We start from the raw sequence: 10,764 nt of genomic DNA, 5'->3' as shown, positions 1-10,764 counted from the left end.
CGACGTGGTCGCCCGCGGCCTTCGCCACCGACTGGCTGGGACTGTCCACAGCCATGAGCCGGCCTGCCTTCTTTCTTACTTCCAGTCCTTCAGGAGCTTGCGGTACGAGTCACCGATCGCCTTGGCGCCGGCGTCCGGGGTGGTCTGGCCGGTGAGGACCTTGGTGTACTCGACCTTGATCGGCTCGAAGAGGCTGCCGCCCTCCGGGATCCAGGGGCGCTCGACGGCCTTGTCGACGACCGGCTTGAAGAAGGCGATCATCTCGTTGGTCGCGACGTCCGGCTTGATGTAGACGGACTCGCGGGTCGGGAGCAGGCTGAGCTCCTTGGCGATCCGCGTCTGGGTCTCGACCGAGGTCATGTACTCGGTGAAGGCGTACGAGGCGTCCAGGTTCTTGGAGCCCGCGTAGACCGCGAGGTTGTGGCCGCCCTGCGGGGCGCCCTGGCCGGCCGAGCCGGCCGGGACCGGCGCGATGCCGAGGTTCGCCTTGTCGGCGAACTCCTTGCCGGCGTAGGTGTCGGTGACGGCCCACGGGCCGTTGATCATCATGGCGACCTTGCCGTCCTTGAAGGACGCCTGCATGTTGTCCCAGCCGTTGGTGGCGTCGGTGATCGCCGCCTTGGAGTCGACCAGGTCCTTCACGGTCGCGAGGGCCTTGACGCCCTGGGCGTTGTCGATCGTGACGGTCTTCTTCTCGGCGTCGACCATGTCGCCGCCCTCGCCGTACAGGAACGAGAGGAACCAGTACGGGTCGTCGCCGCGCAGGTAGAGGCCGGTTTTGCCGGTCTTCTGCTTGATCTTGGCGGAGACGGACTTGAGCTCGTCGATGCTCTTGGGGACCTCGACGCCGGCGTCCTTGAAGATCTTCTTGTTGTAGAAGATGCCCATGGAGTCGATGACCTGCGGGACCGCGTAGGTCTTGCCGTTGAACTTCGTCGAGGCGGTGGCCTGCTTCAGGAAGTCGTCGGAGTCCTTGAGGGCGGCGGTCCCGTCCAGCGGGGCGAGGTAGCCCAGGCTGGCGAAGTCGGGGGTCCAGGCGACCTCGGAGCGGATGACGTCGGGCGCGCCGGAGCCGGACTGCGCGGCGTTCTTGAACTTGTTCTGCGCCTCGCCGAACGGCACGTTCACGTACTTGACGGTGACCTTGGGGTGCTTCTTCGTGAACTCCTCGGCGATCTTCTTGAAGACCTTGTCCTCGGAGCCGACCGTCGAGGTGTCCCACCAGGTCACGGTGCCGGAGAGCTCGCCCGAGCCCTTCGCGCCGCCGTTGGAACCGCTGTCGCTTCCGCCGCACGCCGCCAGGGTCACGCCCAGGGCCGCGACCAGCGCGGTGGCCGCTATGCCACGCCGCATGTGAACTCCTTCAATGATCCCGGGGAAGACGAGGGGCTGGAACCTTCCTCATTGCGACCGCTCCCTCGCGGCGCTCCGGGTTGCCAGGAACGTAACAGGGATGAAAACGCGCCGAAAGACCTTGCGAGAACTTTCTGCAAGACCCGCCGATCGTTACATGCGCGTGTCCCTAAGGTTGCCGAAGGATCGCTTGACAGGGGCGGTCGGCCCCTTTTCCCGCCCGAATGCCCCCGCAAGCGGCCCGCAAGGACTGCAAGAGCTTGCGCAAGCGTCGTGCCGCAACAGTCTGTGAGGGAGCGGTGGGCAATACGCCCCGTGACCGGTACAGTCCACCTTCATGACCGCGCGGCTCTCAGACATCGCAGCCCAGGCGGGGGTCAGTGAGGCCACAGTCAGCCGCGTGCTCAACGGCAAGCCGGGCGTGGCCGCCGCCACCCGCGAATCCGTCCTTGCCGCGCTCGACGTGCTCGGCTACGAGCGTCCCGTACGGCTGCGCCAGCGCAGCGCGGGCCTCGTCGGCCTCATCACCCCCGAGCTGGACAACCCGATCTTCCCCGCCCTCGCCCAGGTCATCGGGCAGGCCCTGACCCGGCAGGGGTACACGCCGGTCCTGGCCACCCAGACCCCCGGCGGGTCCACGGAGGACGAGCTCACCGACATGCTGGTGGAGCGGGGTGTCGCCGGCATCATCTTCGTCTCCGGCCTGCACGCCGACACCACCGCCGACATGACGCGCTACGACCAGCTGCGCGGCAAGGGCGTCCCGTACGTCCTGCTCAACGGCTTCTCCCCGAAGGTCCAGGCCCCCTTCGTCTCGCCCGACGACCGGGCGGCGATGCGGCTCGCCGTGACGCACCTGGCCGCGCTCGGCCACACCCGGATCGGTCTGGCCGTCGGCCCGAAGCGGTTCGTGCCGGTGCTGCGCAAGATAGAGGGCTTCCAGCAGGGCATGCAGGAGCGGCTCGGTCTGGCCCCGGAGGAGTCCGAGGCGCTGATCCAGCACTCGCTGTACACCCTGGAGGGCGGCCAGGCGGCGGCGGGGGCGCTGATCTCCCGCGGCTGCACGGCGGTCGTCTGCGCGAGCGACATGATGGCGCTCGGCGCGATCCGGGCGGCCCGGCAGCAGGGTCTGGACGTCCCCCGGGACGTCTCGGTGGTCGGCTTCGACGACTCTCCGCTCATAGCCTTCACCGATCCGCCGCTGACCACCATCCGGCAGCCGGTGCAGGCGATGGGGCAGGCCGCGGTCCGCGCGCTGCTCGAGGAGGTGGGGGGCACTCCGGCCCCGCACTCCGAGTTCGTCTTCATGCCTGAGCTGGTGGTTCGCGGTTCGACCGCATCGGCTCCGGCGCCCGCGCGCACTCCTTCCTGAGATGGAGCGGGTGCACCCCGAACCCGACCGAGGGATGATCGGTCGGGGGGACGGGATCTGGCAGACTCTCTCGCTATGGGTGAAACGACCGTGAAGAGCTTGGACAGCCGGACGACCCCGTCGTCACCCATCGCGGCCGACGAGGGCAGGTTCGCGCGGCTGCGCGCGCACACGCCCCGGCGTCCCACGATCTGGTTCGAGATCGCGCTCATCGCGGTGAGTTACTGGACGTACTCGCTCATCCGCAACGCCGTGCCGGAGCAGAAGGCCGAGGCGCTCAGGAACGCCGACTGGATCTGGAAGACCGAGGAGTCCCTCGGTCTCGCCTTCGAGCACGCCGTCAACCATGCCGTGAACTCGGTGACATGGCTGATCGTCTCGATGAACTACTACTACGCCACGCTGCACTTCGTCGTGACCATCGGTGTGCTGGTGTGGCTGTACCGAGGGCATCCGGGCCGTTACGCGGCGTTCCGTACCGTTCTGTTCGCCACCACCGCCGTGGCGCTGGTCGGTTACTACCTGTACCCGCTCGCGCCGCCCCGGCTCATGACCGGCCAGAACTTCGTCGACACGGTGCTCGTCCACCACACCTGGGGCTCGATGGCCTCGGGGAACCTCAAGCACGTGTCGAACCAGTACGCGGCGATGCCGTCGATGCACATCGGCTGGTCGCTCTGGTGCGGAGTCACGATCTTCCTGCTGGCCCGGGCGCCCTGGGCGAGGATCCTCGGCCTGCTCTACCCGGTGGCGACCCTGGTCGTCATCGTGGCCACCGCCAACCACTTCTGGATGGACGCGGTCGGCGGCGTGCTCTGCCTCTCCTTCGGCTTCGCCGTCTCGTACTTCTGGTACGGCTCGCGCCCGCACCGGCTGCCGAAGCTGGTGGAGCCGCTGGCGTCGACCCCGCGGCGGAGCGGTCCGCCCCCGGTGAGGGGGACGGACCGCGCGGAGGAAGAGGCCGAGGAGCAGGTCGGCTCCCACCGCTGATCCCGCCGGTCAGCTCCGGTACGTGACCCGGCCGCCCGCGACCGTCAGCCGGACCGGGGCCTCGGCCGTCTCGTCCGCCGGGGCCTCCACCGGGTCCACGGCGAAGGCGGCGAGGTCGGCCCGGAAGCCCGGGGCGATCCGGCCCGCGACCGTCTCCTCCCCCGCGGCGACCGCCGCGTGCGTGGTCATTCCCTCCAGGGCCATCAGGCCGGTGAGCCCGCGGTGGGCCGAGGCGGCGCCGCGCGGGGCCTGCGCGGTGGCGAGGACCTGCCGGGCGTCGTAGTGGGCGATGGGCCAGTCGGAGCCGAGCGCGAGGTGCGCGCCGGCGTCCCGCAGGTCGCGGCAGCGCCAGGCGCGGGCGGCGCGCTCCTCGCCGAGCCGCTTGGACCACTCGTCGGTGTGGTCGGCGCGGGTGTACGCGGTGTGCGGGGGCTGCATGGAGGCGACGACGCCGAGCGCGGCGAAGCGGCCGAGCTGGTCGTCGGGGACGGTCTCGATGTGCTCGATCCGGTGGCGGGGACCGCCCGTACCGAGGCCTTCCACGGTGTCGAGGACGTGCCGGACGGCCGCGTCGCCGATGGCGTGGGTGGCGGTGCCGACGCCGGCGCGGTGGAGGTGGCGCACGGCGGCGGAGTACGCGGCGGGGTCGGGCCAGAAGGCGTCGGTGCCCTGGCCGTGGCAGTCGGCGTGCTCCAGCCAGGCGGTGCCGCCCTCGACGGTGCCGTCCATGAAGAACTTCACGCCGCCGATCGCCCACAGGCGTCCGGCCCGCTCCTGGAGCCGTACGAATCCGTCGAGCTCCTCGGCGGTGGCGCCGGGCATGCACCAGGGGGCGAGGCGGAGGCGGACCGGCAGGTCGCCGTCCTCCTCGACGGCGGCGAGGAGTCCGGGGACGTCGGGTCCGCCGAGGTCCATGACGTGGGTGGCGGTGAGGCCGGTGGCGGCCATGGAGCCGAGCAGCTCGACGAGCCGGTCGCGGCGCTCGCCGTACGGCTGGGTGGGCAGGACCGGGGTCATCAGGTCCATGGCGGCGTGCTCGACGAGGTGTCCGGTGGGGCGGCCGCCGGGCTCGCAGACGATCTCGGAGAGCTGGGCGAAGGCGCGGGGGCCTTCGATGCCGGCGGCCTTGAGGGCGGTGGCGCTGGCGAGGGCGGAGTGTCCGTCGTACAGGCGCAGGAAGGCGGGGGTGCCGTCGAGGACGTCCTCGATCAGGTCGCGGTGGACGGGGCGGCCGCCGAAGACGTTGTGGTCGAGGCCGAAGCCGATGATCCAGCCGTCGCGGCGTGCGGCGCCGCGGAGGGCGGCGCGGAGTCCTTCGAGGTCGGTGACGGCGGAGAGGTCGGTGCCGGTGAACATCTCCAGGCCCCAGACGGGGTGGCTGTGGGCGTCGGTGAGGCCGGGGGTGAGGGTGGCGCCGGCGAGGTCGACGGTCTCGGTGCCGGGTCCTGCCCAGCCGCGGGCCTCGGCGTCGGTGCCGAGGGCGGTGATCAGTCCGCCATGGACGGCGACGGCGGTGTGGCCGGTGAGCTCGGGGTCGCGGACGCGGGCGTTGACGAGGACGAGGTCGGGTGCGGACACGAGGGGTCTCCAGGGTCGGACGGTTCGGCGGCGAAGCGGGCGTAGGTCTCGGGGCGGGTGCGGCGGAGCCGGTACGCGAGGAGGAGCCCGAGGAGGAAGACGGCGGGGGTGAGGGAGACGAGCACGGTGTTGACGGTGGTCGAGGCCCCGGTGAAGAGGTCGACGTGGGCGGTGACCAGGCCGATCGCCCCGGCGAGCAGCAGGAACGCGGTGACGGGGGCGACGACGGTGCGGAGCACGCCCTCGGTGTGGTCGATCCGCCGGAAGAAGCAGGGCACGGCGAGCGCGGCGAGCAGCTGGAGCAGCATCAGGCCGATCATCCCGGGCGTGTTCACCCAGAGCAGGAGCTGCTGGTACGGGTCGGCCCCGGCGAGCGCGAAGGCGAGGACCACGACGGCGCCGAGCACGGTCTGGGCGGCTCCGGCGAGGTACGGGGAGCGGTGGCGGGGGTGGATCCGGCCGAGGGCCTTCGGCAGGACGCCTTCCTCGGAGAGGGAGAGGGTGTAGCGGTTGATGGCGTTGTGGAAGGCGAGGAGGGAGGCGAGGACGCTGGTGATGATGAGCAGGTGCATCAGGTCGGCGGCCCAGGCTCCGACGTAGGTGGTGATGGCGGCGAAGAAGAGGCCGCCGGGGTCGTCGGCGGCGGCCTGGACGACCTTGTCCTCGCCGAAGGCCTGGATGACGGTCCAGACGATGAAGGCGTAGAAGAGGCCGAGGAAGGCGACCGCGATGTAGGTGGCGCGGGGGATGGTGCGGTCGGGGTTCCGCGCCTCACGCCGGTAGATCACGGTCGACTCGAAGCCGGTGAAGGCGGCGAAGGCGAAGGCCAGGACGGCTGCGGTGCCGCCGGTGAGGACGTGGGCGGGGGCGAGACCGCCGACGGAGAGGCCGTCGGCGCCGCCGTCGAGGAGGACGCCGCCGGCGAGGAGGACGAGGATGCCGGTCTCGGCGACGAGGAGGACGCCGAGGACCTTGGCGCCGAAGTCGATGGAGCGGTAGCCGCCGTACCAGATGAGCAGGAGGCCCGCGAGGGAGACGGGCAGCCAGGGGACGTGGTGGCCGAGGGAGGCGGCGGTGTCGGAGGTGGCGGAGCCGAGGAGTCCGTAGACGCCGATCTCCATGCCGTTGTAGCCGAGCATGGCGACGAGGGCGGCGGCGATGCCGACCGGCTTGCCGAGGCCGCGGGTGATGTACGCGTAGAAGGCGCCGGCGCTGCGGACGTGGCGGCTCATGGTGGTGAAGCCGACGGCGAAGACGGTGAGGGTGAGGCCGGCGAGGAGGTAGCCGACGGGGGCGCCGATGCCGCCGAGCAGGATGGCGACGGGGGCGACGCCGGCCATGACGGTGAGCGGGGCGGCGGCGGAGACGACGAAGAACGAGATGTCGGCGGTGGTGAGCGTGCCGGTTCTCAGTCCTGGGGGTTCGTCGGAGGTGGGTGAGGACATGGCGGGGGAAGCCTTTCCACGACAGGAAACCTAAAGGCTTTCGGTTTGCGCAATGTAGCCTCGGCCTCGACCGTTCGGGAAGACCCGACGGGCGATCGAACAGGGAGTGACGATTCATGGGCCGGCCGCGCAGACCCCTCCTCGACCGGGAGCGGATCACCACCACGGCGCTCGAGATCGTCGACGAGCTGGGCGAGTTCAGCGTCCCGCAGATCGCCAGGCGGCTCGGGGTGCAGACGGCCTCCGTCTACCACCACGTGGACGGCAGGGACGGCATCGTCGAGCTGCTGCGCGAGCGGGTGGCCGGCGCCATCGACGGCGCGACCCTCGAACAGGAGCCCTGGGACGCCGCCATGGCCGCCTGGGCCCGCTCCTACCGGGCCGCCTTCGCCGCCCACCCGCGCGCGATCGCGCTCCTCACCACCTCACCGGTGCGGGCGCCGAAGGTCCTCGCCCAGTACGAGCGGGCGGTCGGCCGGCTGCTCGACGCGGGCTTCGCCCTGCCGGACGTCATGCCGGTGATCATCGCCCTGGAGAACATCGTCCTCGGCTCGGCCCTCGACATGGCCGCCCCCGAGGCGATGTGGGAACTGGCCGACGAGACGGCCACCCCCCGACTGGCCCGCGCGCTCGGCGCGGTCCCGGAGGGCCGCACCGACCAGGCCTTCGAGCTGGCCCTCACCGGCTATCTGAGCCATGTCCGGGGGCTGCTCGACTCGGATCAGCTGTAGGACCGGAGCTCGATCAAGTACCGCTCGGGATCCCGGAGATGAGCGGTCCGCAGGCCGGGCCCCTGGAGCAACGGGCGCCACTCCAGCGCCTGTTGCTCCAGGGTGGCAGGGACTCTACGCCCCGTAGAACAGTTCCTCGACGACGGCCCTGGCGCGGCGGGTGATCCGGCGGTAGTCGTCGACCATCTCGCCGACGTGACCCGCCTCGTACCCCAAGTACCGCCCCACCGCGGCGAGTTCCCGCGGATCCGAGGGGAAGGTGTCCCCGGGGCGGCCGCGGACCAGCATCACCGCGTTGCGCACCCGGGTGGCGAGGACCCAGGCCTCGTCGAGGGTCTGCGCCTCCTCGGTCGGGATCAGCCCCGCCGCGTGGGCGGCGGCCAGGGCCTCGCGGGTGCGGGTCGTCCGCAGGCCCGGTTCCACCCAGCCGTGCCGCATCTGGAGCAGCTGGACCGTCCACTCGACGTCGCTGAGGCCGCCGCGCCCGAGCTTGGCGTGGAGGGTCGGGTCGGCGCCGCGCGGCAGCCGCTCGGACTCCATCCGCGCCTTGAGGCGGCGGATCTCGCGGACCGCGTCCTCGCCGAGGCCCTCCATCGGGTACCGCAGCGGGTCGACGAGCTCGATGAACCGGTCGGCCAGCTCCCGGTCGCCCGCCATGGGTTCGGCGCGCAGCAGCGCCTGGCTCTCCCAGACGAGCGACCAGCGGCGGTAGTAGGCCTCGTACGACTTCAGGGTGCGCACCAGGGGGCCGCTCTTGCCCTCCGGGCGGAGGTCCGCGTCGATCAGCAACGGCGGGTCGGCGGTGGGCAGTTGGAGCAGCCGTCGCATCTCGGCGACCACCCGGTTCGCGGCCTTGGCGGCCTCCTGCTCGTCGACGCCCTCGCGCGGCTCGTGCACGAACAGCACGTCGGCGTCGGAGCCGTAGCCCAGCTCGTGGCCGCCGAAGCGGCCCATGCCGATGACGGCGAACCGGGTCGGCAGTTGCTCGCCCCACTCGGCGCGCACGGCGGCCCGCAGGGCGCCGGAGATCGTCGACGCGTTGAGGTCGGTGACGGCCTCCCCCACCCGGTCGACGAGCGCGCCGGGGTCCTGCTCGCGGGGGTTGTCCTCGGTGCCGTACGAGCCGATGAGGTCGGCCGCGGCGGTACGGAACAGCTCCCGGCGGCGCACCCCGCGGGCCGCGGCGACGGCCTGCTCGGCGTCGTCCGCGCGGCCCACCGCCGCCAGGACCTCCTGCTCCAGATGGTCCCGGCCGCGCGGCTTCAGGCCTTCCGGGTCGCCGAGGATCGCGACGGCCTCGGGGGCGCGGAGCAGCAGGTCGGGGGCGAGGCGCCCGGCGGAGAGGACCCGCGCGAGGTTCTCGGCGGCGGCGCCCTCGTCGCGGAGCAGCCGCAGGTACCAGGGGGTCTTGCCGAGGGCGTCGGAGACCTTGCGGAAGCCGAGGAGTCCGGCGTCCGGGTCGGCCGAGTCGGCGAACCAGCCGAGCAGCACCGGGAGCAGGGTCCGCTGGATCGCGGCCTTGCGGGTGACGCCGGAGGCCAGGGCCTCCAGGTGGCGCAGGGCGGCGGCGGGGTCCGCGTATCCGAGGGCTTCGAGGCGCTGTCCCGCGGCCTTGGGGCTGAGCCGGATCTCGCCGGGGGCGAGCTGGGCGACGGCGTCGAGCAGCGGCCGGTAGAAGAGCTTCTCGTGCAGCCGGCGGACGACGGCGGCGTGCCGCTTCCACTCCTTGTTGAGCTCGGCGACCGGGTCGGTGCGCAGTCCGAGGGAGCGGCCGAGGCGGCGCAGGTCGGCCTCGTCCTCGGGGACGAGGTGGGTGCGGCGCAGCCGGTACAGCTGGATGCGGTGCTCCATGGCGCGCAGGAAGCGGTAGGCCTCGTCGAGCTGGGAGGCGTCGGCGCGGCCGACGTAGCCGCCGGCGGCGAGGGCGGCGAGCGCGTCGAGGGTGGTGCCGCTGTGCAGGGTGGCGTCGCTGCGGCCGTGCACGAGCTGGAGGAGCTGGACGGCGAACTCGACGTCCCTGAGGCCGCCGGGGCCGAGCTTGAGCTCGCGCTCGACCTGGGCGGCCGGGATGTTGTCGACGACCCGGCGGCGCATCTTCTGCACGTCGGGGACGAAGTTCTCGCGTTCGGCGGCCTGCCAGACGAGCGGGGAGACGGCGTCGATGTACTGGGCGCCGAGCTCCAGGTCGCCGGCGACCGCGCGGGCCTTGAGGAGGGCCTGGAACTCCCAGGTCTTCGCCCACCGCTGGTAGTAGGCGAGGTGGGAGGAGAGCGTGCGGACGAGGGGGCCGTTGCGGCCCTCGGGGCGCAGGTTGGCGTCGACCGGCCAGATGGTGCCCTCGACGGTGGTCTCGGAGCAGATCCGCATGAGGTGGGAGGCGAGCCGGGTCGCGGCCTGGATCGCCTTGCCCTCGTCGGCGCCCTCCGCGGGCTCCCCGACGAAGATCACGTCCACGTCGGAGACGTAGTTCAGCTCGTGGCCGCCGCACTTGCCCATCGCGATCACGGCGAGCCGGCACATGGCGGCGTCGGCGGGCGCGGCCGAACGGGCGATGGCGAGGGCGGCGCGCAGGGTCGCCGTCGCCAGGTCGGCGAGTTCGGCGGCGGTCTGGGCGACGTCGATGGTGGCGCACACGTCGCGGGCCGCGATGGCGAGGAGGCAGCGGCGGTAGGCGACCCGCAGCGACACGGCGTCGCCGGCCGCGGCGAGCCCCTGCTCGAACTCGGCGACTCCCGGGTGCAGGTCGGCCGCCTCGTAGGTGACGAGGGACTCCCAGTCGCGGGGGTGCCGGGCGAGGTGGTCGGCGAGCGCCTCGGAGGCGCCGAGCACGCCGAGGAGCCGGTCCCGGAAGGGCTTCGCGGAGAGCAGCGTGGTGGTGAGGGTCTGCCGCTCGGTCTCGGGCTGCGCCTCGACGAGCCGGACCAGGCCGCGCAGGGCGAGGTCGGGGTCGGCGGTGGCGCCGAGGGCGTCGAGGAGGACCGGGTCGTCGCGCAGCGCGGACAGTTCGGGCAGGTCGAGGAGCCGTTCGGCACCCGAGGGGTCGGTGAACCCGTGCCGGAGCAGACGTGAGAACGTACTGCTCCTGCGTCCCGGCACCGTCATTCCGCCGCTCCCTCCGACCAGGGCCGGACCCGACGGGAATCGTCAGACAGGCCCTGGGCGAGCCTATCGGCAGCGGGGGCCGACGGCTTCCTCCGCCCTTCGGTCGCACCGGATCACACGTGAGATCGCCCACAACGATCGTGGTCCGGGCGAATGAACCGTGAATCTGGAAGGCCCGTCTTGATGAACGCGA

Annotated in this window: 7 protein-coding genes; 3 read left to right on the top strand and 4 right to left on the bottom strand. The window is 72.0% G+C overall.

The window, feature by feature from the left end; translation table 11 throughout:
- Window positions 1–75 precede the first annotated feature (75 nt).
- Window positions 76–1,353, bottom strand: a complete 1,278-nt coding sequence (locus tag ACWGN5_RS35720) for an extracellular solute-binding protein (RefSeq protein ID WP_453522573.1) — start codon at window positions 1,351–1,353, stop codon at window positions 76–78.
- Window positions 1,354–1,690: 337 nt separating this feature from the next.
- Between ACWGN5_RS35720 and ACWGN5_RS35715 the strand changes: the two genes are divergently transcribed.
- Both ACWGN5_RS35715 and ACWGN5_RS35710 read left to right on the top strand, forming a co-directional pair.
- Window positions 1,691–2,725, top strand: a complete 1,035-nt coding sequence (locus ACWGN5_RS35715; protein ID WP_369143882.1) for a LacI family DNA-binding transcriptional regulator — start codon at window positions 1,691–1,693, stop codon at window positions 2,723–2,725.
- 75 nt (window positions 2,726–2,800) lie between these two features.
- A complete protein-coding gene (locus ACWGN5_RS35710; RefSeq protein ID WP_453522572.1) occupies window positions 2,801–3,715 on the top strand; it encodes a phosphatase PAP2 family protein in 915 nt (304 codons plus the stop codon).
- Between the two features lie 9 nt (window positions 3,716–3,724).
- Here ACWGN5_RS35710 and ACWGN5_RS35705 read toward each other — a convergent pair whose 3' ends face one another.
- On the bottom strand, window positions 3,725–5,293 hold the full coding sequence (locus ACWGN5_RS35705; RefSeq protein ID WP_453522571.1) for an amidohydrolase: 1,569 nt from the start codon (window positions 5,291–5,293) through the stop codon (window positions 3,725–3,727).
- Window positions 5,203–6,738 carry an APC family permease gene (locus tag ACWGN5_RS35700; protein ID WP_453522570.1) on the bottom strand — a complete coding sequence of 512 codons (1,536 nt, stop codon included), beginning with the start codon at window positions 6,736–6,738 and terminating at the stop codon, window positions 5,203–5,205. The genes ACWGN5_RS35705 and ACWGN5_RS35700 overlap by 91 nt, the downstream gene beginning before the upstream one ends.
- Before the next feature lie 116 nt (window positions 6,739–6,854).
- Here ACWGN5_RS35700 and ACWGN5_RS35695 point away from each other — a divergent pair, with 116 nt between their 5' ends.
- A complete protein-coding gene (locus ACWGN5_RS35695; protein WP_453522569.1) occupies window positions 6,855–7,469 on the top strand; it encodes a TetR/AcrR family transcriptional regulator in 615 nt (204 codons plus the stop codon).
- A 114-nt stretch (window positions 7,470–7,583) separates the two neighbouring features.
- On the opposite strand, the gene ACWGN5_RS35690 is transcribed toward ACWGN5_RS35695, so the two are convergent.
- Window positions 7,584–10,571, bottom strand: coding sequence for a bifunctional [glutamine synthetase] adenylyltransferase/[glutamine synthetase]-adenylyl-L-tyrosine phosphorylase (locus tag ACWGN5_RS35690; RefSeq protein ID WP_453522568.1), 2,988 nt, complete (start codon window positions 10,569–10,571; stop codon window positions 7,584–7,586).
- Window positions 10,572–10,764 lie beyond the last annotated feature (193 nt).

This window comes from Streptomyces sp. NPDC055815, from assembly GCF_053616475.1.
The sequence above is the reverse complement of the archived record's forward strand: the minus strand, read 5'-3'. Positions and strand labels throughout refer to the sequence as shown.

Bases quoted from the DNA above. Each gene is read 5' to 3' on its own strand.
- ACWGN5_RS35700 (WP_453522570.1), bottom strand. From the start codon at position 6,738: ATGTCCTCACCCACCTCCGACGAACCCCCAGGACTGAGAACCGGCACG.
- ACWGN5_RS35690 (WP_453522568.1), bottom strand. From the start codon at position 10,571: ATGACGGTGCCGGGACGCAGGAGCAGTACGTTCTCACGTCTGCTCCGG.
- ACWGN5_RS35715 (WP_369143882.1), top strand. From the start codon at position 1,691: ATGACCGCGCGGCTCTCAGACATCGCAGCCCAGGCGGGGGTCAGTGAG.
- ACWGN5_RS35695 (WP_453522569.1), top strand. From the start codon at position 6,855: ATGGGCCGGCCGCGCAGACCCCTCCTCGACCGGGAGCGGATCACCACC.
- ACWGN5_RS35710 (WP_453522572.1), top strand. From the start codon at position 2,801: ATGGGTGAAACGACCGTGAAGAGCTTGGACAGCCGGACGACCCCGTCG.
- ACWGN5_RS35720 (WP_453522573.1), bottom strand. From the start codon at position 1,353: ATGCGGCGTGGCATAGCGGCCACCGCGCTGGTCGCGGCCCTGGGCGTG.